Source organism: Pseudomonas sp. ADAK13, assembly GCF_012935715.1.
Lineage (GTDB): Bacteria > Pseudomonadota > Gammaproteobacteria > Pseudomonadales > Pseudomonadaceae > Aquipseudomonas.
Genome location: NZ_CP052860.1, coordinates 7198616 through 7224955, shown reverse-complemented (window position 1 = coordinate 7224955; position 26340 = coordinate 7198616). Strand labels below are relative to the sequence as shown.

General features: G+C 62.8%; 8 protein-coding genes. 2 read left to right on the top strand and 6 right to left on the bottom strand.

Translation table 11 applies throughout. The features are described from left to right. Positions 1-17: 17 nt before the first annotated feature. From HKK54_RS33205 to pvdM, 5 genes are all read right to left on the bottom strand, one after another. The gene (locus tag HKK54_RS33205; RefSeq protein WP_169389193.1) at positions 18-14903 is read right to left on the bottom strand and encodes a non-ribosomal peptide synthase/polyketide synthase; all 14886 of its coding nucleotides are present in this window, start codon (positions 14901-14903) and stop codon (positions 18-20) included. Positions 14904-15032: 129 nt separating this feature from the next. Continuing rightward, positions 15033-16682: a cyclic peptide export ABC transporter gene (locus HKK54_RS33200; protein ID WP_169389192.1), complete on the bottom strand. Its 1650-nt coding sequence runs from the start codon at positions 16680-16682 to the stop codon at positions 15033-15035. Between the two features lie 128 nt (positions 16683-16810). Beyond that, positions 16811-17707, bottom strand: coding sequence for a dihydropyoverdine dehydrogenase (gene pvdO / locus HKK54_RS33195; RefSeq protein WP_010166712.1), 897 nt, complete (start codon positions 17705-17707; stop codon positions 16811-16813). A gap of 40 nt (positions 17708-17747) precedes the next feature. Continuing rightward, complete coding sequence (pvdN, locus tag HKK54_RS33190) at positions 17748-19028, bottom strand: pyoverdine-tailoring periplasmic protein PvdN (protein ID WP_169389191.1); 1281 nt, start codon at positions 19026-19028, stop codon at positions 17748-17750. Between the two features lie 4 nt (positions 19029-19032). Further along, a complete protein-coding gene (gene pvdM / locus HKK54_RS33185) occupies positions 19033-20391 on the bottom strand; it encodes a pyoverdine-tailoring dipeptidase-like protein PvdM (RefSeq protein WP_010166714.1) in 1359 nt (452 codons plus the stop codon). Between the two features lie 173 nt (positions 20392-20564). Here pvdM and pvdP point away from each other — a divergent pair, with 173 nt between their 5' ends. Next, positions 20565-22190, top strand: coding sequence for a pyoverdine maturation tyrosinase PvdP (gene pvdP, locus HKK54_RS33180; RefSeq protein WP_169389190.1), 1626 nt, complete (start codon positions 20565-20567; stop codon positions 22188-22190). A gap of 153 nt (positions 22191-22343) precedes the next feature. Then, positions 22344-24830: a TonB-dependent siderophore receptor gene (locus tag HKK54_RS33175; protein WP_010166718.1), complete on the top strand. Its 2487-nt coding sequence runs from the start codon at positions 22344-22346 to the stop codon at positions 24828-24830. A gap of 90 nt (positions 24831-24920) precedes the next feature. Here the strand turns inward: HKK54_RS33175 and HKK54_RS33170 are convergent, their stop codons facing one another. Further along, on the bottom strand, positions 24921-26333 hold the full coding sequence (locus tag HKK54_RS33170) for an efflux transporter outer membrane subunit (RefSeq protein WP_169389189.1): 1413 nt from the start codon (positions 26331-26333) through the stop codon (positions 24921-24923). Positions 26334-26340: the final 7 nt, after the last annotated feature.

Genomic DNA, 26340 nt, shown 5'->3' with positions numbered 1-26340 from the left:
CAGGGGCGGCGACGGTTTCAACTGGCGACGGGTTGCAGCGCCAGGTGCTGCAACAGCCGGTGCAGCAGGTCCGGATGGTTGAGGATGTCGTAGTGGCCGGCCGGGATCTGTTCGTTGCTCCGGGCGCAGGCCAGGTTCGATGCGGGCAGGTCGGGCGTCTGCCGGGCCCACCAGCAATCGGCCTGCGCGCGGGTTGGTGGCAAACCGCTTATCTGCTGCGACAACGCCTTGAGTTTCATCGCCACCTGGAAGGTGTGGGCCAGTTCCTCAGGACTGATCCCGGCGTACACCGATTGCGCGGCTGCGCCCGTCTGGACCTGCTCGATCAGGTGCTCAAGGACCGTGCTTCCTGTTGTCGCCTTGACCTCAAAGGTGGGCAGGCTCTCGGCCGGCAGGCCGAACAGCACCGCCAGGAACCCGCGCAAGTCTTCACTCCAGTCATCGCTCAAAACGTCCTCGCCGGTGGGGATAAAACTGTCCACCAGGCCGAGAAACGCCACGCGCTGGCCCTGGCTTTCCAGCTCCTGGGCCACCAGCACCGCGAGCGTTCCACCCAGCGACCAGCCCATCAGGTGATACGGGCCGCTGGCTTGCTGCTGGCGGATGTACTGGCTGTAATCGATGGCCATGGACGCCAGGGACTCATCGTCCCACTGGCGGTCGAGCAACATCCGACACTGCAGGCCGTAGACACTGCGCTGTCCATCCAGGCGACGGGCCAGGGGTTCATAGTCGAACACTGTGCCGAACCCTGCATGCAGGCAGAAGAGCGGTGAGTGATGAGCCGTTTCGCTGTTAAGCAACAGCAGCGGATTAAGACGTGCGTCGTCTTCGGCAAACCCGGACAGCTCGGCGATGGTCGGCTTGCCGATCATGTCCCGCAGTTTCAGTTCGATGCCGATATCCGGCTGGCTGCGTACCTTGGACAGCACCTTGAGAATGCGCAGCGAGTCGCCGCCCAGTTCGAAGAAGTTGTCGGTGACGCCCACAGTCTCCAGGTCCAGCACCTCCTGCCAGATCGCCGCCAGTTGCGCTTCCAGCGGATTGCGCGGCGCAACGTAGGCACGGCCCTTGAAGTCCGGGTCGGGCAAGGCGTGGCGGTCCAGCTTGCCGTTGGGGTTGAGCGGGAAGGCCGGGAGCACGAGGATTTGCGCCGGCACCATGTAGTCAGGCAATTCCACCTGCAAGGCCGCACGCAGGCGCTCGCCCAGGCCGGCCGAAGCCTCGGCCACCACGTAACCGATCAGTTGCTTGCCGCCGGTGGTGTCGCGGGCGACGACCACGGCGTCCTGTACGTCGGTGACTTCGCGCAAGCGCGATTCGATTTCCCCCAGTTCGATACGGAAGCCGCGGATCTTCACCTGGTTGTCCAGGCGACCTAGATAGTCGATGACGCCGTCGGGACGTTGGCGTACCAGGTCGCCGGTGCGATACAGGCGTGTGCCGTTGGCCGCGAACGGATCGGCCACAAACCGCTCGGCGCTCAGGCCGGGTCGCTGGTGATAGCCACGGGCAACGCCTTCGCCGCCAATGTACAACTCGCCCGCCACGCCATCGGGCACCGGGTTGAGGTGTTCGTCCAGCACATACAGCGTGCGTTCACCGATGCGTGTGCCGATCGGCGCGTACACCGCCGCGCAGCTTTGATCCACACTCACTTTCCACAGCAACGGGGTGACGACGGTTTCGGTAGGGCCGTATCCGTTGGTCAGGAACTGCGGCTTGAGCACGCGTTTGACCAATTCGAAGTTGGCCTCGGCCACCGCATCACCGCCAAAGCAGTAGATACGCACGGGCGGCGGTGCGTCGTTTTGGCTGTCGCCATACTCGGCCAACTGCTGCAGATACGCCGGCGGGAAGCAGGCGATGCTGATGCTGTGGGCGTGCAGCGCCTGCCAGGTTTCTTCCGGGGTCCATAGAGGGTTGCCACGCACCACCAGGCACCCGCCGCTTTGCAGGGTCGACAGCCAGCGTTCCTGGGCGCCATCGAAGGCGAAGGACATGAACAGCAATTCACGTGTGCTGGCGTCCATCTCGTAACGTTCGGCAATCGCCTGGCAATGCATGCGGATTTGCCCGTGCGCCACAGCCACGCCCTTGGGTTTACCGGTGGAGCCGGAGGTGTAGATCAGGTAGGCCAGGTTATCGTCGTGCACCTCCCGCACCGGGCAACTCGCCGGCCAGTTCGACAGCGGCAGGCGATCCAGTTCGATCAGCGTTGCCACGCCGAGGCTGTCGAAGCGCGAGCGCAGTGAGTGCTGGCTGATCAGCGCGCTCATGGCAGAGTCTTCGACGATCCACTGCACGCGGTCTTGCGGGTAATCAATGTCCAGTGGCACGTAGGCGGCGCCGGTTTTCATCACGGCGTAGAAGGCGACGATGACGTCGACGGAGCGCTCGAGGGCGACGCCGACGAACATTTCCGGGCCGATGCCCTGGGCCATGAGGTAATGCGCCAGGCGGTTGGCACGGGCATCCAGCTCGCCGTAGCTCAACTCGATACCGTCGCACACCACCGCCACTGCGTCAGGACGCTGCAGTGCGTGCTGGCGGATCACCTGTGCCAGGTGGGCGCGCGGTGCCGTGCCGGGGCTCAGTACGTTGCGTTGCTGCAACAGTTGCTGCTCGGTGTCGGCCAGCATCGTGAGGTTACCGACGTTCGTCTGGCTGTTGTCCAGCAGTTCCAGCAGCAGGGTTTCAAAGCTGCGGCGAACGTGTGCGGTGGCCGCTTCGGTGAAGCGGTTGCGCAGGTACAGGAACTCGATCTTCAGGGTGTCGCCGAGGTTGATTGCCAGGTCCATCGCAAAGTTGGTGACATCGCGACTGCTGACTTCGCCGAAGCTCAGGCGTTCCTGCCCGGCTTCCTGCAGGCGTTCGTCAACCGGGTAGTTTTCAAACACCAGAATGCTGTCAAACAGCGGCTGGCCGCCCTGGCCTGACCAGCGTTGTACGTCGGCCAGGGACGCATGCTCGTGGTCGCGCACTTCCAGGTTGTAGGCTTGCAGCGCTTGCAGCCATTGGGCGACGGGCATTTGCGGTTGTGGGGTCTGGATGATGGGCAAGGTGTTGATAAACAGCCCGAGCATGTCCTCGGCGCCTGGCAGGCTGGACGGGCGACCGGCGACGGTGGCGCCGAAGCACACGGTGTCCTGGCCGGTGTAGCGCTGCAACAGCAAAAGCCAGGTGGCCTGGATCAGCGTGTTGGGGGTGACACGCAGGCGTTGGGCCTGCTCGCGCAAGTGAGCGGTTTGCGCGGCATCCCAATTCAGATACAGCGCCGCGTGGCCTTCCAGTTCCATCGACGGTTTGGGCGACAGGCTGTTGGCCAGGGACGAGGTACCACTCAAATCCTGGAGCTTGGTCTTCCAGAACTGCTCCAGTACCGCTTGGGACTGTTCCTGCAGCCAGCGGATGTAGTCGCGGTAATGCCCGCGCTTGGCCGGTGCGGCCTGGCCGTTGTAGATCGCAAAGACTTCGCCCAGCAGCCGCGAGTTGGACCAGCCGTCCATAAGAATGTGGTGGCTGGTCCAGATCAGGTAGTGGGTCTGGGGGGCGAGGTGTACCAGGGTCAGGCGCGTGAGGGGTGCACGCAGCAGTTCGAAACCACGGGCGCAATCCTGACTCGCGAGAGCCTCCAGGTCGTGCGCGGTGACCTCGCGCTGCTGCCAGTTGAGTACTTCGACGGGCATGGTCGCTGCGCGATACACCACTTGCAGCGGTTCGGCCAACTGATTGTCGGCCCAGAACCCGGTGCGCAGGATTTCATGGCGCTCGATCACGGCATTCCAGGCCGCGGTGAAGCGTGCAACGTCCAGGCCGCTGACCGAGACGGCCATCTGGTTCACGTACAGCGCGCTTTCCGGCGCTTCCAGTGTGTGAAACAGCATGCCCTGTTGCATCGCCGACAACGGGTAGAGGTCTTCCAGTTGGGGTAATGGTACCGGCAAGCGGTCCAGTTGCGCCTGGCTGATACGCGCCAGCGGGAAGTCGGACGGCGTCACGCCCATGTTGGCGTCGTCGCAGCAATGCTCGATCAGCGCCAGCAGTTCTTGCTTGAGGTCATCGGCCAGTTGGGCGATGGTCGCCTCGTCGAACATCTCGCGGCTGAATTGCCAACCCAGGGTCAGCTCGTCGCCATACACCTGGCCATTGAGGCTCAGCCAGTTGCCCAGTGGCGCGTCCAATGCCTGCTCGCGGCCACTGCCTTCGGTGGCAGGTGCCAACAACGAGCCCTGTTCGGTATCGAAGCTGGCATCGAACTGACCCAGGTAGTTGAACGTGATCCGTGGGGTTGGCAGTGCGGCGAGACTGGCCCGGACCTGCGGTGCGCCTAGGTAGCGCAGGGCGCCATAACCCAGGCCTTTATCGGGGATTGCCCGCAGTTGCTCCTTGATCTGTTTGATCGAGTCGCCAAGGCTCACCGCCGGCACCAGCTTGACCGGGAACAGGCTGGTGAACCACCCCACCGTGCGGGTCAGGTCGACGTCGTCGAACAGGTCTTCGCGACCATGGCCTTCGAGCTCGATCAGGCAATGTGGGGTGCCGGTCCAGCGGCTGATGACGCGCGCCAGGGCGGTCAGCAGCAAGTCGTTGATCTGCGTGCGATATGCCTTCGGCGCCTGCTGCAGCAAGTGTCGTGTCTGCCGGGCATCAAGGTGGGTATGCAGCGTGTGGCTGTGGCGATTGTCCAGGCTGCCATTCGGGCGCTCGCATGGCAGGTCGACCATGGCGTCGCGCAGTTGATCCTGCCAGTAGCTGAGTTCGTCCTGGTTGCCGCTGGCGCGGTGTTGCAGGCGCTCGGCCCAGGCCTTGACCGAACTGGTGCGTGCCGGCAGTTGCACCGGCTGCTGGTTGCTCACCTGTTGATAAGCGTTTTGCAGGTCTTCAAAGAGAATCCGCCAGGACACGCCATCCACCGCCAGGTGGTGGATCACCAGCAGCAGGCGCTGAGTGCCATCGGCCAGGTGGACCAACAGCGCGCGGATCAGCGGGCCTTGTTGCAGGTCGAGGCTGCCCTGGGCCTTATCACACAGGTCCGACAGTTGCTCGGCGGTGGCTTCAACCTGTTGCAACTGCCAGTCGCCCAGCGGCCGGTAATGTGCGCTCCAGTCACCGGCTCGCTGTTCGAAGCTCAAGCGCAGGGCGTCGTGATGCTCAATCACTGCGTGCAACGCCTGCTGCAGCGCATCGGCCATGAGCGGTTGTGCAGGTTTGAGCAGTACCGACTGGTTCCAGTGATGGCGCTCAGGGATCGCAGTTTCAAAAAACACCTGATGAGTCGGCAGCAACGGCAGGGTTCCGGTGGCGGGGCCCTGGTCGATCACTTGGGCATTCGCGCCGCTACGGGCCACGCTGGCCAGGCCCTGCACGGTCTGGTGCTGGAACAGCTCCTTGGGCGTAAACGCGATGCCTTGCTGGCGGGCGCGGCTGACCACCTGGATAGAGATGATCGAGTCACCGCCCAGCTCGAAGAAGTTGTCGCTCAGGCCGACGCGTTCCAGTTTCAGCACGTCTTGCCAGATCGCTGCGATTTGTTGCTCCAACGGGCTTTGTGGTGCCACGTAAGCTTTTTGCAGCAGGCTTGCATCGGGTTTTGGCAGGGCCTTGCGGTCCAGTTTGCCGTTCGGGCTCAGGGGCAATTGATCGAGGAAGGTCAGTTGGGCGGGCACCATGTAATCAGGCAAGTGTTCGCCCAGGCGTTGCCTGATTTCGCTGCGCAGTTCACCGGCGTCACGGGCTTCGGTCGGCACTGCATAGGCGACCAACTGCCCATCAGCCGCGATCACCACGGCTTCGCGCACGCAGTCCAGTTCCATCAGGCGGGTTTCGATTTCCCCCAGCTCGATGCGCAGGCCGCGGATTTTTACCTGGTGGTCGATACGGCCACGGTATTCGATCACGCCGTCGGTGCGATAACTGGCCAGGTCGCCGGTGCGATACAGACGTTGGCCGTCACCAAACGGGCTGGTCATGAAGCGCTCGGCGGTGAGGGCCGGGCGGCGGTGGTAACCCCGGGCCAGGCCTTCGCCGCCCAGGTACAACTCGCCGATGACCCCGGCCGGTACCGGCTGCAGTTCGGCATCGAGGATGTAGGTGGTGAGGTTGGCGATCGGCTGGCCGATCGGCACGCTGGCCTTGCCTTCTTCGCGGCAGGTCCAGTGGGTCACGTCGATGGCGGCCTCGGTGGGGCCGTAGAGGTTGAACAGGCCGGCGTTCGGCAGCTTGGCGAATACCTGTTGTTGCGCGTCCACGGGCAGGGCTTCGCCGCTGCAGACGATGCGCGTAAGACAGGTGCATCGGGCAACGTTTTCATCCAGCAAAAACACCTGCAGCATCGACGGCACGAAGTGCAGGGTGCTGACCTGGTAGCGCTGGATCAGGCTCACCAGTGTGGCCGGATCGCGATGGTCGCCAGGCCCGGCGACGGCCAGACGAGCACCGGTCATCAGCGGCCAGAAAAACTCCCACACCGACACGTCGAAGCTGAACGGGGTTTTTTGCAGCACGGTATCGGCATCGGTCAATGCGTAGGCCTGTTGCATCCAGCACAGGCGGTTGGTCAGCGCCGAATGGCGGTTGCCGGCGCCTTTGGGCTTACCGGTGGAGCCGGAGGTGTAGATGACGTAGGCGAGGTTTTCGCCCTCGACGGCAACCTCAGGATTGACCTCGGCATAACCGCTGACGTCCAGTTGATCCAGCGCCAACGTCGGCAGCGTAGCCGGAATCGGCAACTGCGCAAGCAGGTGCTGCTGGGTCAACAGCAGGCCAATGCCGCTGTCTTCAATCATGTAGCTCAGGCGGTCCTGCGGGTATTCCGGGTCCAGCGGTACGTAGGCGCCCCCGGCCTTGAGCACGGCCAGCAGGCCGATGACCATTTCCAGGCTGCGTTCGGTGGCAATGCCCACCAGCCCATCCGGGCCGACGCCCAGTTCGATCAGTTTGTGGGCGAGCTGGTTGGCGTGCTGGTTGAGCTGGCGATAGCTCAGTTGATGTTCGCCAAAGACCAGGGCTGGTGCCTCCGGCGTGGCGGCCACCTGGGCCTCGATCAACTGTTGCACGCTGTGGTCCAGCGGGTACTGGGTGCGGGTGTTGTTCCATGCGCTGACGATCTGTTGCTGCTCGGCGCGGTCCAGCATCGGCAGGTCTGCAACCCGCTGGTGTGGTTTCTCAAGAAGGCTTTGCAGCAGTTGTTGCCAATGCCGACCGAGGCGCTCAATGGTGGCGGCGTTGAACAGGTCGGTGGCGTAGGTCAGGGTTGCGCCCAGGCCTTCGGCCGATTCGATGGTGCTGAGGGTCAGGTCAAATTGCGAGGTATTGCCTTCCCAGTCCAACCCCTCGACCTGCAGCGCCGAAGGCAGTGATTGGCCTTCGGTAGCGCTGCGTTTGTCGGCACTCTGGTGGTTGAACATCACTTGGAACAGCGGGTTATGGCTGAGGCTGCGCTCCGGTTGCAACGCCTCCACCAGTTGTTCGAACGGCAGGTCCTGATGCGCCTGGGCATCCAGTGCATGTTGCTTGACCTGTTGCAGCAGATCTTCGACCCGCAGTTGCGCGCTGAACTCGGACTTCATGATTTGAGTGTTGACGAAGAAGCCGATCAGCCCCTCGGTTTCGACCCGGTTGCGGTTGGCAATCGGCACGCCGACGCGGATATCGTGTTGGCCGCTGTAGCGATGCAACAGGATCTGGAATGACGCCAGCAACAGCATGAAGGGCGTAATACCGAGGCTATGGGCCAACTGTTGCACCGCGTCGCCCAGGCCAGGCGCCAGGGTGAGTGGCAAGTGGGCACCACGGTAGCTTTGTTCAGCCGGGCGCGGGCGATCTGTCGGCAACTCCAATACGCTGTTTGCGCCGGCCAATTGGCTGGTCCAGTACGCCAACTGGCGTTCGCGCTCGCCGGCTTGCATCCATTGCCGTTGCCATACGGCATAGTCGGCGTACTGGATCGGCAAGGGTGCCAGCGAGTGAGGCTGCCCGGCCTGGGCGGCGCTGTACAGGGTGATCAGTTCTTCAACCATCAACTGCACCGACCAGCCATCGGAGACGATATGGTGCTGGGTGAGCACCAGCACATGCTCATCGTTTGCCAGGCGCAGCAGCCTGACCCGCAGCAGTGGGCCCTGTTGCAGGTCGAACAGTTGCCGGGTTTCGTGCTCCACAAAGGCCTTGATCGTGGCATCGTCCGGCGTGCCGTTCAGGGTCTCAACCACAAGGGGCCTGGGCGCCTGGGCGCCGATGACTTGCCGGGGTTGTTCGTTGTCCACCACGAAAGTCGTACGCAGGGCCTCGTGGCGGGCGATCAGTTGGTTGAAGGCTTGCTCCAGCGCCGCCACATCCAGCTTGCCCTTGAGGCGCAGGGCGGCTGGAAGGTGGTAGGCGGCGCTGTGCGGGTCCAGTTGCCAGAGGAACCACTGGCGCTCCTGTGCGTAGGACAGGGGCAGCGGTTGATTGCGTTCGACGGGCACCAGGGGCCGCTCATGCTGCCGGGAGCGGCCTTCCAGGCCTGCAACGAAATCACCGAGCACGCTGCGTTCGAACAGGCTGCGCAGTGCGACGTCAAGGCTCAGGGCCTGGCGCACCCTGGAGATAATCTGGGTCGCCAGCAGCGAGTGGCCGCCCAGGGCGAAAAAGTCATCCGTAAGGCCTACCTGCTCAAGGTTGAGCACGCTTTGCCAGATCCCGGCGACCTGGATTTCCAGCGCCGTCCGCGGCGCCACATAGTGGTTTTGCTGTTGGCTGGCATCCGGTTTGGGCAGGGCCTTGCGGTCCAGCTTGCCATTCGGGCTCAGGGGCAGCACATCGAGGAACATCAGGAAACCCGGCACCATGTAGTCCGGCAGCACCACCGCCAAGGCAGCCTTGATCGATTGGCGCAACTGCGCTTGCGGCACGGCGCTGGCGTGGGGCACCACGTAACCCACCAGTTGCAAACCACTGGCTGCCGGTTGCGCGAGGACAATGGCGTCTCGCACCGCGTCCTGCTCCAGCAACCGGGCCTCGATTTCCCCCAGTTCGATGCGGAAACCGCGAATCTTCACCTGATGGTCGATCCGCCCCACGTACTCGATCACCCCGTCAGCGTTGTAGCGCGCCAGGTCGCCGGTGCGGTACAGCCGGCCGCCACTTTGGCTGAACGGATCGGGCATGAAGCGTTCGGCGGTCAGGTCCGGGCGATTGAAATACCCACGGGCCAGCAACTCGCCGCCGATCACCAGTTCACCCACCACACCTATCGGGGCCGGGGCGCCGCTGTCGTCCAGCAGGTAGATGCTGCGCCCGGCCAAGACCTTGCCGATGGGCATGGTCAACGGCGTGGGGCGTGCGCCGGTCACGTAGTCGGTGCAGTCGAGCGCGGTGACGGTGACGGTGGCTTCGGTGGGGCCGTAGGTGTTGAGCAACTTGACGTGGCCAAGGCCAGCCTGGCCCCACGCGGCAAGGCCTTCGGGCGGCATGGCTTCACCGCCGGCATGCACTTGCTTGAGGCGCCCGTAATCCCGCGGGCCGGCCACGGCGAAGTCCTTGGCCAGCAGGTTCCAGTAGGCGGTGGTCAGGTCGACCACGCTGATCTGGTGCCGGATCAGTTCGCGGTAGAAGGTCTCGGTGTCCCAGATCTCGGTGCCGCGCAGCACCACCGAGGCGCCACAGATCAGCGCCGGGTAAAGCTGCTCGACGAAGCCGTCGAAGTTGAAAGTGGAGAACTGCAGGATGCGGTCGGCACCGTTGAGATTGAAAAACTCCAGGGACACATAGGCATGCCGAGTCAGCGAAGACTGGTTGATGCCCACGCCTTTTGGCCGCCCGGTGGAGCCCGAGGTGAACATCACATACGCGAGGTTCTCGGCGTGGGCGCGGTTGAGCAGGTTGCTGTCGTCCAGGTCGATCCAGGCCTGCTCGTGGTCCAGGCACAGGTGTTCGACATAGGCGGGAATCGCCAGTCGTTCACGTAAATGGCTCTGGGTCAGTATCAGCCGGGTGCCGCTGTCTTCGACCATGCACAGCAGGCGATCCTGGGGGTATTCCGGGTCCAGCGGCACATAACCGCCGCCGGCCTTGAGCACCGCCAATAGGCCGATGATCATGTCCAGGCCGCGCTCCACGGCGATCCCCACCAGCACGTCGGGGCCGACGCCCAGGCTCACCAGATGCCGGGCCAGGCGATTGGCCCGGGTATTGAGTTCGGCGTAGCTCAACTGGCGGTCTTCGAAGAGCAAGGCCGGTGCGCAAGGTTGCTTCGCGACCTGGGCTTCAAACAGCTGATGGACCCGCTGTTCGCTCGGGTAATCAAGGCGGGCGCTACTCCAGTCATGGAGCATCAGGTGCCGTTCTTCACGGCCCAGCATCTCCAGTTCACCCAGGCGTTGCTGCGGATTGCGAACGATGGACTGCAGCAGGTTTTGCCAATGCCCGGCGAGGCGCTGGATGGTCCGGGCTTCAAACAGGTCGATGGCATAGGTGAGGGTTGCAAGCAGCCCATCGGCAGACTCGGTGGTATCCAGGGAGAGGTCGAACTGAGTGCTGGGCAGCGTGCCTTCCAGTACTTCAAGGCTCAGGCCGGGAAGTGTGACGCTGTTTTGAGGCTGCACGCTGGCATGGTTGTACATCACCTGGAACAGCGGGCTATGGCTGAGGCTGCGTTCCGGTTGCAGCGCCTCCACCAGTTGTTCGAAGGGCAGGTCCTGGTGGGCCTGGGCATGCAAGGCATGATGCTTGACCTGTTGCAGCACCTCGACAAACCGGGACTGGCTGTTGAGCTCTGCGCGCAGCACCTGGGTGTTGACGAAAAATCCGATCAGCCCTTCGGTTTCCACGCGGTTGCGGTTGGCAATCGGCACGCCGACACGGATATCGGTTTGCCCGCTGTAGCGATGCAACAGGGTCTGGAACGAGGCCAGCAACAGCATGAACAGCGTCACGCCTTGCTGCTGGGCCAATTGTTTGAGTGACTGATTCAGCTCGCTGCCCAACGCCAGTTCCAGCTGGGCCCCACGATAGCTTTGCTCGGACGGCCGAGTGTGGTCGGTGGGCAGTTCCAGTACTGTGTGCTCATCGCCCAATTGCCCCGTCCAGTAGGTCAGTTGGCGCTCGCGCTCCCCGGCTTCCATCCACTGGCGTTGCCACACGCCATAGTCGGCGTACTGCACGGGCAGGTCTGGCAGGCTGACGTCCTGTTGCTGGCTGAAGCCTGTGTATAGGGCAATCAACTCCTGGATCATCACGTTGATCGACCAGCCGTCGGAGACGATATGGTGCTGGGTGATGATCAGGACGTGATCGTCATCCGCCAGTTTCAGCAGTTTGACCCGTAACAACGGGCCGTGCTGCAGATCGAACAACTGCTGGATTTCGTGTTCGACACACGCCTGGATCGCCTGCTCGTCGGCCCCCGGCCGCGACTCGACGGTGATTGCCAGGTGGGTGTGAGTGGCAATTCGTTGCAGGGTGCGATCGCCGTCCTGGATGAACGAGGTGCGCAGGCTTTCATGGCGGGCAATCAGCCGGTCAAAGCAGCGTTGCAGCGCCTGTGTGTCCAGGTTGCCCCGCAGGCGCAAGGCCGCCGGGATGTGATAAGCGGTGCTCTGGGGATCCAGTTGCCAGAGGAACCACTGGCGTTCCTGAGCGTAGGACAACCGCAGCGGCTGATCACGCTCGACCCTTACCAACGGCGGCTCTTGGCGGGCCGGTTGCTGCTCCAGGGTAGCGACGAACGCCTGTAAGGTGCTGCTCTCGAACAGGTTGCGCAGGGGCACATTGGTGTTGAGGGCATGACGTACCCGGGAGACGACCTGGGTGGCCAGTAGTGAATGGCCGCCCAGCTCAAAGAAGTCGTCGTGCAGGCCGACGGTTTCGCGCTTGAGCACGTCTTGCCAGATCGCTGCGATTTGCTGCTCCAACGGGCTTTGTGGTGCCACGTAGGCTTTTTGCAGCAGGCTTGCATCGGGTTTTGGCAGGGCCTTGCGGTCCAGTTTGCCGTTCGGGCTCAGGGGCAATTGATCGAGGAAGATCAGTTGGGCGGGCACCATGTAATCAGGCAAGTGTTCGCCCAGGCGTTGCCTGATTTCGCTGCGCAGTTCACCGGCGTCACGGGCTTCGGTCGGCACTGCATAGGCGACCAACTGCCCATCAGCGGCGATCACCACGGCTTCGCGCACGCAGTCCAGTTCCATCAGGCGGGTTTCGATTTCCCCCAGCTCGATGCGCAGGCCGCGGATTTTTACCTGGTGGTCGATACGGCCGCGGTATTCGATCACGCCATCGGTGCGATAACTGGCCAGGTCGCCGGTGCGATACAGACGTTGGCCGTCACCAAACGGGCTGGTCATGAAGCGCTCGGCGGTGAGGGCCGGGCGGCGGTGGTAACCCCGGGCCAGGCCTTCGCCGCCCAGGTACAACTCGCCGATGACCCCGGCCGGTACCGGCTGCAGTTCGGCATCGAGGATGTAGGTGGTGAGGTTGGCGATCGGCTGGCCGATCGGCACGCTGGCCTTGCCTTCTTCGCGGCAGGTCCAGTGGGTCACGTCGATGGCGGCCTCGGTGGGGCCGTAGAGGTTGAACAGGCCGGCGTTCGGCAGCTTGGCGAATACCTGTTGTTGCGCGTCCACGGGCAGGGCTTCGCCGCTGCAGACGATGCGCGTAAGGCTGGTGCATCGGGCAACGTTTTCATCCAGCAAAAACACCTGCAGCATCGACGGCACGAAGTGCAGGGTGCTGACCTGGTAGCGCTGGATCAGGCTCACCAGTGTGGCCGGATCGCGATGGTCGCCAGGCCCGGCGACGGCCAGACGAGCACCGGTCATCAGCGGCCAGAAAAACTCCCACACCGACACGTCGAAGCTGAACGGGGTTTTTTGCAGCACGGTATCGGCATCGGTCAATGCGTAGGCCTGTTGCATCCAGCACAGGCGGTTGGTCAGCGCCGAATGGCGGTTGCCGGCGCCTTTGGGCTTACCGGTGGAGCCGGAGGTGTAGATGACGTAGGCGAGGTTTTCGCCCTCGACGGCAACCTCAGGATTGACCTCGGCATAACCGCTGACGTCCAGTTGATCCAGCGCCAACGTCGGCAGCGTAGCCGGAATCGGCAACTGCGCAAGCAGGTGCTGCTGGGTCAACAGCAGGCCAATGCCGCTGTCTTCAATCATGTAGCTCAGGCGGTCCTGCGGGTATTCCGGGTCCAGCGGTACGTAGGCGCCCCCGGCCTTGAGCACGGCCAGCAGGCCGATGACCATTTCCAGGCTGCGTTCGGTGGCAATGCCCACCAGCCCATCCGGGCCGACGCCCAGTTCGATCAGTTTGTGGGCGAGCTGGTTGGCGTGCTGGTTGAGCTGGCGATAGCTCAGTTGATGTTCGCCAAAGACCAGGGCTGGTGCCTCCGGCGTGGCGGCCACCTGGGCCTCGATCAACTGTTGCACGCTGTGGTCCAGCGGGTACTGGGTGCGGGTGTTGTTCCATGCGCTAACAATCTGTTGCTGCTCGGCGCGGTCCAGCATGGCCAGTTCGGCCAGCCGCTGCTGTGGGCCTTGCATGAGACTCTGCAACAAACTCAGCCAATGCTGGCCCAGGCGTTCAATCGTTGCCAGGCTGAACAGCGCGGTGCTGTATTCGATGTTCGCCGTGATGTGCCGTGGCGAGTAGTCCACGTCCATCGACAGGTCGAACTTGGCCTCATGTTGCGCCACCGGCAGCAACTCCAGAGTCAGCTCACCGAGCTTCAGCGCACCTGGCTGGTCCTGGCTCACACGCCAGTTGAACAGGGTCTGGAACAGCGGATTGGCCTGGGTGCTGCGTTGCAGTTGCAGACGCTCGATGATCAGTTCAATCGGGTAGTCGGCATGTTCCATGGCCGCCCGGGATTGCTGGCGCAGTGCCTGGAGAAACTCACCTGTGGTGAGGCTGTCGGTGAGTTGCGTGCGGTAGATCTGGCTGCTGACGAAGAACCCCACCAGGTCCTGGGTCTCGCTCTGATTGCGGCTGGCATTCGGAACGCCGACGGTGAAATCCTGCTGACCGCTGTAGCGGCTGAGCAGCAATTGCCAGGCACCCAGCAGCACGATAAACGGCGTCAAGTCCTGTTGCTGGCAGAAATCCTGTAGCTGTTGGCACAGGGCTTGGGGCAATGGCAGGTGAAGATTGCCGGCGCGGTGCTGTTGCTCGGCACAGCGGGGCAGGTCGGTGGGCAGGTTCAGCGTGGGAATCTCGTGTCCCAGGTAATCCGCCCAATAGTCGTCAGCACGCTGGTGCACGGGGGTGTGCGGGTATTCTTCGCGCTGCCAGTGTGCGTAGTCGGCGTACTGGATGGAAGGCCGCGCCAACGGGGAGGTATCGCCCAGGCAGGCGCGTTGGTAGGCCTGTGTCAGGTCGTGCATCAGGATCGGATTGGACCAGGCGTCCGAGACGATGTGGTGCATGTTCAACAGCAGGATATGGTCGTCGTGCTCGAGTGTGATCAGGGTGGCGCGAATCAGCGGGGCACGGTCCAGGTCAAACGGTGTACCGGCCTCGGTGGCAAGGCGATCCGCCACGGCGGCGCTACGTGATTCGGGCGCCAGGCCCGACAGGTCCTCTTCCTGCAGGTGGATCCGGGCTTGTGTGTCCACCACTTGCCGGGGTTCATCGTCGATGGTTTGGAATGCGGTTTTCAGCACATCGTGCCGGTCGATGATCTGTTGCAAGGCAGTGCCCAGCGCGGGTGTATTCAACGGGCCGCGCAGGCGCAGGGCGTTGGGCTGGTTGTAGGCGCTGCTGTCGGGCGCCAGCTGTTGCAGGAACCACAGGCGTTGCTGGGCGAAGGACAGGGGCGTGGGGCCGCGATGGGTGTGAGCCTTGATGGAATGCTCTGAACCGACGTCGTCGGCCATCAACAAAGCCAGCAGGTCGTCGTCGGGGAGTTGATTCAGTGGGTTCATGTTCGGTCTCGTCGCCATCGGCTGCGTAAATATGCGTTGTCAGAAAGACGAAGCGTGGCCGACGAGATTTAGGTGTGGGCGGGGACTTGAGGGCAGGCGGCGAGCGGCAGGGTGCTCGCCGGAGGGGGATCAGGCGAACGCCTTTTCGGTGATGACGCGTCCGGCTTCCATGCGCACCAACTGGTCGGCGACGTCGAAGTAACGGTCGTCGTGGGAGATCACGATGATGGTTTTGCCCAGGCGCTTGAGGTCCGGCAGCAGTTCGGTATAGAACACGCGGCGGAAGGTCGGGTCCTGGTCGGCCGCCCATTCGTCGAAGACCAGCACCGGCCGTTCATCCAGCCAGGCATTGATCAAGGCCAGGCGCTTGCGCTGCCCGGTGGACAGGTCGGTGGTGGTGAACGCGCCGTCACGGATGCTGACCTTGTGGGCGATCTCCATGCGTTCCAGGTATTGGTTGGCATCGTCCGGCAGTGCTTTATCGCTTTGCACCAGTTCGTCGAACAGGTAGTAGTCGGCAAAAATGGTGGTGAACATCTGCCGGTAATCGTCCAGGCCAAGAGCGTCGACCGTGGCGCCGTTGAGGCGGATCTCACCCTGTTGCGGGGTGTACAGGCCCAGCAGCAATTTGATCAGGGTGGTCTTGCCGCAGCCGTTTTCACCGACGATAAACAGGATTTCCCCGGGCTCGATGGTCAGATTGACCGGGCCCAGCTTGAACGGTTCGCTGCCTTCGACGGGTGGGAAGGCGTATTGCACGTCGCGCAGTTCCAGGTGCTTCATGGGCGGTGTGCGGCTCTCGTCAGCGTCGAGCAGCAGGTGCGGCTCCGGCGAGGAGAAGCGCTCGGACAGGTCGGCAATGCGGCGGAAGGCGATTTGCGCGCGGCTGATGATCGGCAGGTTGGCGATCAGGTTTTCCAGCGGGCCTTTCATATAGAGCAGTACCAGGACAAAGCCGCTCATCATGGCCGGGTTGCTGCTGGGCCAGAACGATTGCAGGGTCAGCGCCAGGCCGATGACCACGAAGAACAGCATCGAGCCCAGGCTTTTGGCAATCACGAAAATATTGATCGAGCGCACGTGGGTGTCGCAGATGTGATCGGCGGTGGCCTGGATGTGGTGGGTCAGCATGGCGTGACGGCGCTTGCGATGGATGCGCAGCTCCTTGGCGCCTTCGGCGATGGCCGAGTAGTGTTTTTGCAGGTTGTCTTCAGCGTCCCGCGCGGCGTAGAAACCCTTGATGCCTTTGCTTTGTGCGATGAACTGAATGGCCGAGCCGATCCCGATGGCCAGCAGGGTCATGACGAAGATCGGCAGCGAGAGGCTTGCCAGGTAGCCCAGGCACCCCAGGATGACGGTGATGGAGATCGCCAGTGGGGCGAAGGCGAAGGCAAAATCGCTGATGGTGTCGACGTCGTGGGTCAGTACCGGAATCAGGCGGTGGCTGCGGTAGCGTTCGATCTGCTCGATCGGCGCTGACAACACCTTGGCCCCGAGGTCCTTGCGCAGCTTGGCAATCACTTTTTGCCCGACAAAGTTGCTGCCGATGTCGGCGGCAATGCTGCTGAGCAGGGCGAGTACACACAGACCGGCAAACGCCAGCACCACCGAAGCGGTAAGGCCGGACTCGCTGTGCAGGCCCTGGTTGACCGTGGCCAGCAGCGCGGTGACGCCCAGGCCTGCGAGAATCCCGAACAGGATCGACAGAATGACGGTGTAGCGATAGGGCTTGAGCAGGCTCAAGAGTTCGCGAAGGGCGCTACGCGGTTTTGCAGTCATGAAACTACCTCGGTCGCGACGTGGCTACGTGCTAAGGGCGAGTGGAGGCCCGGCGATCGATTTGATCGCTGGCGGGCTTTTGTAGGAGACGTTTCGAGTGGGGCGGGATTTAGCTTTATTACGGTGGGTCAGAGATCCCGCGCGACACGAAATCCCAGCCAGTCGCCACGGTCGGCCGGGTCCAGGTTATTGCGATTGCCGGAGCGCGAGAAAATCGGTGCTTCGGTCCAGTCGTTACCACGGATCTGCCGGTACTGGCATTGCCCGGTCATCCATGCGCTGCCATCGCTCGGGGCGCCGACGTAGCTGTCGTTCTCACAGTCGGCCACCCATTCGTAGACGTTGCCGTGGCCGTCATACACACCAAAGGCGTTGGGCGCGAAGCTGCCGGCAGGCGAGGTGTAGGTAAAACCGTCCGTGGGGCCGTAGGTATTGGCGTGCTTGGAAATGCCGTATTCCGAGCCCTCGTCGAACGGGAACGGGAAGGGCCCGGTGCTGCCACCGCGTACCGCATATTCACGCAACGCTTCGCTTACCAGTCGGTAGTGCTTGCCGGTCTTTTTCGACAGCCAGGCCACGTAGGCTTCGGCTTCGGCGTAGTCCATGCACACCGCCGGTTGTTTGGGCCCCATGGGGTAGCGTGGTTTGCCGGCCTTGCATTCGCGGCCGGGGCGGGTATCGCCGTCGGGCATCACGTAGCCGCTGGAGCGGATATAGGCGTCCCATTCGCCGGACAGCACCTGGAAGCGGCTGATCGCCACGGGGTGGGCAAAGGTCACCGGGTGTTGCGGGCCTTCGTCGGGTTGGCGGCCCAGTTCGTCCTCGGGGGTACCCATGATGAACGTGCCGGTAGGCAGCACGACCATCTCGGGGCAGTCCTTGCAGTCCTTGAATACCTTGCCCGGTGGCAGGGCGGCAGCGGCCATCGCCGTGGCGGGGAGCGCACAGGCGGCCAGGGCGGTGAGGGCCAGGGCGCTGATCAATGGGCGCAGATGCTTGGGTGCGGCAGCAGATACAGGGGTCATGGTGCTCTCTATCGATAAGCCAAAAAATAGGGGGGGCTCGTCAGTGCCGTTTGCCCAGCAGGGCAATCACGCGATCGACTTCGTCCTCGGTATTGAGCAGCCCCGGGGCGGTACGGATGACCGGGCCCACGTCACGCTCCACAGCGTCTGCCACCACACGATTGGCCATGAGGTAGGCGGCGACTTCATCGCTGTCCTGGCCCTTGAGCCGGAAAAAGCTGAAACCGGCGGAGTGGTCGGGGCTGGTGGGGGTCACCATGTCGATGTTGGGCAGCGCCAGCAGGCGCTCCTTCAGGTAGCTGTTGAGTTGATGCACGCGGGCCTGCACATCGGCCTTGCCCAGTTGCAGGTGCAGTTCGAAGGCCTTGTCCAGTGCCCAGCGATGCTCGAAGGCGTGATAGCCGCCGGGTGTCAGGGTGTTGGCGAAATCGGTGGTCTCGGAAAAGGTTGGCAGCGTGGGAGTGAGGTCTTTGACCTGCTCGCTGTGGGCGCAAATAATGCCCGTGCCCCGGGGGCCGAACAGCCATTTGTGGGTGCCGGCGATGAAGTAGTCGCAGTTCATCTCGGGGAAGCTGAGGTCCTCGATGCCCAGGCCGTGCACGCCGTCGACGCAGTAAATGATCCGGTCCTGGTCATCGCGGTTGCGGTTGTGATGCTGCACCAGGCTGCCGATGTCGCTGATGGGCAGTTTCACTCCGCTGCTTGAATGCACCCACGTCATGCCCAGAACCCGGGTTTTGGGACGAATGGCCTGGTCGATGTTGCCCAGCACTTCGTCGGTGGACAGCGTATGGGGATCGTTGAACAGGCGGATCTTGCGCACCGATGTGCCCTGCTTGAGGGTGCGGTACTGCAGTATGTTGTGGGTCGAATAGTGTTCGTGTTCGGTGGTCAGGATTTCCTGGTCGGGGCGTACGTGCACGCCGCTGTAGATGATGCCCAGGCCTTCGGTGGTGCTGCCGGTGAGGGCGATCTGGCCAGGTTGGGCCTCCAGGTAGCGGCCGGCCCAGCGTCGCACTTCATCCTCGCGCTTGACGGTTTCGCCCAGGTCCCAATCCATCGCCAGGCCGGGGTTGCGGTCCAGCCGGTCGCGATGGGCCTCGATGGCCTCGCGTACCGGTTTGGGGTGGGAGGTGATCAGGAAGTTGGAGAAGTGGATGTAGGCCGGGTCCTGGTTGAACAGTTGGCGCAGTTGCACCCACTTGTCGCCGGAAGCTGCTGGCGGCGGGGTGTTGGCCAGCGCTTCGCCAAGCTTGAAGCCGATCGGCAGGCTGGCCGCGAGGACGCCTGCTTGTTTGAGAAAGGTTCTACGGTCGGCCATGGCTTCAATTCTGTTGAGTGACAGGGGCGTCAGGTTTGGCGGCGCGTTGCACCTGGTCCCAGACGCGCAGAAAGTTGCCGCCCCACAGCTTGGCGATGTCCGCTTCGGAGTAACCCCGCTGCAGCAGTTCGGCGGTGACGTTGCGAATTTCGGTGACATCCTTCCAGCCCTTGATGCCGCCGCCGTCGTTGAAGTCCGAGCTGATACCCACATGGTCGATGCCGATTTTTTTCACGGCGTAGTCGATGGCATTGCCCAGGTCCTTGAGGTCGGCCTTGGGCTCTTCATCGAGGATGGCGTAGAGAGCGCTGGCGTACTCGCCGAAACGCTGCTCCGGCCAGACGGTGATCACCGCGTCGCCCGGCATCAGCGCCATGGCCAGGTTGGGCAGTGGGGGCAGGTCGAAGCGCGCGCGCAGTTTGTTGAGTTTGTTCTGGGTAGGCTGGCTCAGCGGTCGCAGGTACGGCGAGAAGGCGACGATCTGCACCACGCCGCCGCTGTTCTTGATCAGTTGCAGCTCCTTGTCGCTGAGGTTTACCGGAATGTCCACCAGCGCCCTGGGGGCCGAGTGCGAGGCAACCATGGGAGTGCGGCTCAGTTGTGCCACTTGTTCCAGCGCGAGGGATGACATCTGCGACACATCGATGATCACGCCGAGGTCGTTCAGGCGCTGCACCGCTTGCTTGCCGATCCCCGACAACCCGCCCAAGGCGTCGGGCGTGTCATTGAAGAACGGCAGCGGGCGCGAGGAGTCGGCCCAGTCGTTGTTGCCCACATAACTGAAGCCGAACATACGCATGCCACGGGCGGCCCACAGATCCAGCAGGCTCAGGTCGTTGCCCAGGGGGTAGGCATTGGACAGGTTGATGAACACGGCAAACTTGCCTTCACCGTGCAGGCGCCGGTAGTCGTCCGGCGTGTAGGCGATCCCGACCTGGTTGGGGAAGTCGCGCACCATGCCGGTGATGATCTTGTAGCGTATTTCCTGTTCCTTGCGGGCTTCGTCGACAAACCCTGCCGTAGGGCGGTGAGGGGCATTCGGGCCGTTCCAGATTTCCGGCCAGCCAAACACGCCCAGCGCAGCCCCCGAGAGACGTCCGCGATTGGCCTTGACCAGGTCGAACTGGCCGCTGCCATCCTTGTCGGCTTCATTGCCGGCGCTGCCAAAATCCAGGGGCACGGTGATGTGGCTGTCGAAGGAGAGCAGGCGGTCTTGCAGTTCTTCGGCCTGCTGCATGAGTTTTATCGGGTAGCCGGGGTTGGCGAACCACTGTTCCCACGCCAGCCACCCAGCGCCCGCGGTGAGGGCGACGGCCAGTGGCAGGCCAATTAACAGAGCTTTTTTGGAGCGCGATTTTGTCATTGCCATCTCAGTCAGGTTGCCGTCGAGGTCGGGCGCAGTGGCCTTGGCTATCTGGGAAGAACGAGCGCAGCGCGTAGAAATTTAGCGAGTACCGCCGCAGGGCCTAAATTTGTCCGGCAACCCAACGTTCTAGCTTGGATACGGCCTGCTCCATGGCTGACACAGGTAGGGCAATGACGATTTCTCGACGAGGGTTTGTGGCGGGCCTGGCCCTGACGGGGGCGGCGGTGCCTGCGGCGTGGTACGCCCACCGTGAATGGGTGCGGGACAAGGAGCCGGAAACCCCCGGCGAGGCGACCGTGGAGTTGGCGGATGCCAGCGGCCAGCACCTGGCCGACAAGTTGCGGGGTGTCTGGGACATTCGCCTGCAGGGGCGCGATGCCGCGTTGGCGGGATTGCCGGTCAACGGCCTGGAAATGTTCCTCGACATTGCCCCGCGTGGGCGTGGCCTGCGGGGTTGCGTGGATACATCGCAGGTTCTGCGCGGGCCGGGCGAACCGCGCTATCAGGTGCAGGGTGATCTGGCGGAGGCGGACACCCGGCATCTGACCTGGCGTCTGGTAAGTCGCGAATCCCTTGACGGTGCTCCGGCATATGAGTGCGAAGCGGTGCTGGATGAGGTCTGGGCCGAACATGGCAACGCGGGCAGTGGCACCTTGAGTGGACGGGTGTGGGATCTGAGTCGTCCCCTGGGTCTGCCGCAACTCGACGCGCGTTTTGTTGCGGTGAAGCGGGTGTTCCCTGAGGCGCGTGAACGTATCGGGCTGAATCCGACGCTGTTGGCCTGGCTGATCGCCCCGGAGCACCGATTGTTTCATCAGCTATGGCACGCATCCCGTGACCGTTGGCACAAACTGTCGGAAAAAAAACGCGACGCCTTGCGCGGCATCGGCTGGCAGCCCGGGCCGCGTGACCAGGAGCGCGACGCCCGTGGCCCGCGCAAGGATCGCAATGGTTCGGGGGTGGACTTCTTCTTCATGCACCGGCACATGCTCGGCACGGCCCGGTTGATGCAGGATTTGCCGTCATGGCCGCGTTTCCCCCTGCCGCAGCCGGAGTTGGAGCGCGACCGCCAGGGCTTTGCGCGGTACTTCGACAACCATGACGGTTTCGCTTTACCACCTGCCTGGCTGGCAGAAGGCGATGATGAGTACTCGCAGTGGGTGGGCGATATAAAAAGCGCCGAAACCTACCATGGCAATTTTGAAGTCTGGGAATCGCGCTACCGCAACCCGGCTTACCTGGCCAGGTTGACCCTGGGCCAGTTCGGCTCGGAAATCGAATTGGGCCTGCATGACTGGCTGCACATGCGCTGGGCCTCGGTGCCCCGCGACCCTTCCAACGGTGCGGCCGTGCCCATGGCGCGCGATCCGGCGGATTTCGCGGCGCGCTGGTACCGGCCGGAAAACGACTTTCTCGGCGACCCGTTCTCCTCCCACGTGAACCCGGTGTTCTGGCATTTCCATGGCTGGATTGATGATCGGCTGGAGGACTGGTTTCGCGCCCATGAGCGTTTCCATCCCGGCGAGCTGACGCGCCTGACCGTCAATAACGTGCCCTGGTTTGCGCCCGGGCGCTGGGTCGAGGTCAGTGACCCGTGGCTGGGCCCGACGACCCATGGCTGCAGCACCACGCCAGGCCTGGCGGTCGGCAAGTCGGTGGAGATGGACCCGGAAACCATGAAGCTGGCACTGCGTATCACGTTTGGCGAGGAGGACACACTGACCGATCTGTGGCGGCGTGTGCCGCGACGACCCTGGTATGCACGGCACCTTTCGGTCACGCCGAAACCCGGCTGATGGTGGGGCTTTCACGCGTCGATGGATAGTCGAAAAAAGATTTTCGTAAATGAGTATGGTTTTCATTAGTGGGCCGTCTTATTAACCAGAGGCGCTGAAAGACGCCATCACTTCCTGCCAATCACACACCTCATCGTTCAAGGATTGCTGTCGATGCCTTATCCCCTTTGGTTGTCCACACCCAAGCATTACGCGTTGAAGAAACTGCCGCAGACCGTTCGCCTGATGATGCTGGGTGCTGCACTGGCCGTGCCGGCCGCTGGCGCATTGGCGCCGGGCGCAGCATTCGCCCAGAGCGAGGCGGGCAAGGTTGCGTTCGCGATTCCGGCCGGCAAGTTGTCGGAGGCCTTGATGAAGTTCGGCTCGGCGGCAGGCGTGTCGATTTCCTACGACCCGGCCCTGGCCAGCCAGCGCACCACCCAAGGGTTGAGGGGGCAGTTCAGCGTGGATGAAGGCCTGTCCCGGCTGTTGTCGGGCAGTGGCCTGCAGGCCAGTCGAGAAGCCAACGGCAGCTATATTGTGATGCCGCCTGCCAGTGGTTCGGCATTGACGTTGGGGGCGACCAATATCAGTGCCGAAGGGCTGGGGGCTACCACCGAAAACACCGGCTCCTACACTACGGGAGCCACCAGCACTGCAACCAAGCTGCCGTTGTCGTTGCGTGAAACTCCGCAGTCGGTGAGTGTGATTACCCGGCAACTGATGGACGACCAACACCTTTCAACGCTCAACGAGGTGCTGACCTTTACGCCGGGTATCAGCGCGAATCATCGCGACAGTGAACGTTATTCTTTCTACTCCCGTGGCTTCGAGATCCAGAATTTCCAGTACGACGGCATTCCGTCGCAAGTGGCCAACGAGTCCCAGCAGTACGTGGGTGCAATCTCGGACATGGCCATCTATGACCGGGTCGAGGTGGTACGAGGCGCTACTGGCCTGATGAGTGGTGCGGGGACTCCATCGGCCACTATCAACCTGGTGCGCAAGCGTCCGACCAAGGACTTCCAGGCTTACGTTTCCGGGGAAGCCGGCGCGTGGGACCGCTACCGTTCCGAAGTCGATGTCTCCGGCCCCCTGACCGAGACAGGCAATGTACGTGGGCGGTTCGTCGCGGCCTACCAGAAGCAGAACTCGTTCATCGACTGGTACAGCCAGGAAAAGCGGGTGATGTACGGCGCGTTGGATATCGACTTGAACGACAGCACTACGCTGCGAACGAGCCTCGATTACCAGAATAATGATGCCAATGGCAGCAGCTACGGGCATATCCCTTTGTTCTACAGCAACGGTACGCAAACCAATCTGTCCCGTTCATTCAACCCAGCCTCGCGCTCGAGTTACATGGACAATACCAGCTACAACTTCACCACCATGCTTGACCACAAGCTGGACAATGACTGGAGCCTGAAGACCGCCTACAGCCATCAATACTCTTACCGTAAAGGTCAGGGCGCCTCAGCCAGTGGTGGTTACCCTGATCCGGTGACTGGGCAAGGCACAGGGGTATTTATCTATCGCCTGGACAGCTACCAGACCCAGGACACGCTCGACGCCTATGCCTCCGGTCCGTTCCAACTGGGTGGCCGCGAACATGAATTGGTGGTGGGGGCCAGTACGTCGCGCACTCACCTGAACTTCCCCAACTACGCAAGCCACCAAGACGATGGTGACTATGGTTCGGCGGATATTTTCAACTGGGACGGTCGCGAGTACCCACGTCGTCAGTACTACAAGGATGGCGGCACCGTCACGACCTTGCAGCAGACCGGCATTTACGGCGCCCTGCGTCTGAAACCGTTTGATCCGTTGACGATCATTCTGGGTACCCGGCTCAGCTGGTGGAACCAGGAAGACGAAGTCAGCAACTACCTCAACGACACCAAAGCCACTGACAAGACCAAAAAAACCGGGGTGGTTACGCCATACGCGGGTATCGTCTATGAGCTGAATGACACTTACTCGGTGTACGCCAGCTACACCAGCATCTTCTTGCCGCAGACGTTCTACAAGACAGAGTCCGGTGGCTCACTCGCTCCTCTTGAAGGTGACAACTACGAGATTGGCCTCAAAGGTGAGTTCTTCAACGGCGCGCTGAACGCGAGCATCGCGGTATTCGATATCGAGCAGAAGAACACGCCGGCGCAGTCTGGCCAGGACTCTTCGGGCCGGGCCGTGTACAAGGCCATCAGCGGTACCAATACCCGTGGTGTCGAGACGGAAATCTCTGGCGAAGTTGCCAGCGGCTGGAATGTGTTTGGTGGCTATACCTATCGTGAGTCCCATGACAAGGACGGCGCTCGGGTCCAGACCAACCAGCCGATCAACCTGTTCAAGTTCGGCACTACGTACCGCCTGCCGGGTGAGTGGAACAAGTTGACCGTCGGCGGCAACGTTACCTGGCAAAGCGAGATGTACGCCTCTTCGCAAATCAACTACTCAGGCCCTTATTACAAGGCAACGCAGGATCCATACGCCGTGGTTGGCCTGCTGGCCAAATACCAGGTGGACGAACACCTGAGCGTGGGCCTGAACGTTAACAACCTGTTCGATCAGAAATACTACGACGGCATGGGCACGTTTAACTCGGGCTCCTACGGCGAGCCCCGCAACGCAGTGGTCAACGCCAAGTGGACCTTCTGAGTCGGTGAGACACCGGGCGCCGGCAGTTGAGCTTGCGCCCTCCACGCAACAAAAAACCGCCGTGAAGGCGGTTTTTTTATAGCGCCGGTTTCAGCGCATATCCGCGACGGTCGGCGCCTGCCAGCTGCCCCCCAGTGCCTTGTACAACGCGATACTGGCCTGCACTCGCGCCAGTCGCAGTTGCACATTGAGGTCCTGGGCCGCGTACAGCGTGCGCTGGGTTTCCAGTACCGTCAGCAAGTCCTCGGCGCCGGCCTGATAGCGGCTTTGGGCAATCCGGAAGGCCGTTTGCGCCTCGCTCAGTTCCTGGCCCTGCCACCTCCGTTGCTGGTCCAGGCCATGCAGAGTGTTCAAGGCTTTTTCGACATCGGCAAAACCATTGATGATCGCGCTGCGGTAGGTTTGCAGCAGTTCATCCTGGCGGGCGGTGGTGCGGTCGCGTTCGGCGCTCAGTTGGCCGTTGTTGAAGATCGGCGCGGTAAGCCCGGCCGTCAGGTTGTAGAACGGGCTGCGCAGGATGTCCGAGGCGGTGCTGGCGCCCGAGCCGAGGCTGGCCCCCAAGGTCACGGTGGGTAACATCGCGGCGCGGGCGACGACCACGTCAGCCTTGGCCGCAGCAAGGCGGGCTTCGGCGCTGGCAATGTCCGGCCGGCGCCGCAGCAGGTCGCTGGGCACACCGGCTGTAATCTGCGGCCAGTGCAGTGCATCGAACGACTGTTGGCCCAATGTGAGGTTTTGCACCGGCTCTCCCAGCAGGGCCGCCAGGGTGATCATCGCGTCGCGGGCCTGTTGCTGCACCTGTGGCAATTGGCGCTGCTGGGCCGCCACCAGGCTTTTCTGTTGGGCCAGCTCCAGGGCGGTGGCGGAGCCCGCGTTGTAGCGGCTCTGCACCAGGTCCAGCACGTTTTGCGCATTGGCCAGGTTCAGTTCGGCGATGCGCCCTTGCTCGCGCAGGGACAGGGCTTGGGTGTAGCTGTTGGCGACGCTGCTCAGCAGGGTCAGTTCGACGGTGGCCCGATCGAACTCGCTGGCGCGCAGCCCTTCGACGGCGCTATCGCGGGCGGCGCGGCGGCCGCCCCAGAAATCGATTTCATAGCTGGCGGTGAGGCTGGCGTCGAAGTAGTCCACCGCCTTGTTGTCGCTGTCGGCGTCCAACTGGCTGTAGCCTTTGCCGCGCAGCAATTTCTGGCGGCTGGCGTTCGAGCCGCCGGTCAGCGCCGGCAGCAACGGCGCGCCGGCGATCACTGCGCTGGCCTGGGCCTGGCGAACCCTGGCCATTGCCGCAGCCAGGTCATGGCTTCCGGCCTGGGCCTGGGCGATCAACTGATCAAGCTCGGGGCTGGCGAACTGTGTCCACCAACGTTGATTGTCTTGCCGCGCACCTTCGGTATTCGGTGACTGCCAGGAGGAGGGCGGCGCCAGGCCGCTCTCCACGTTGGGCACCAGGTTGTTGCAGGCCGCGAGCAACAGGCTGGCGGCGATCACGGTCAATTGCACGTTCATAGGGCGA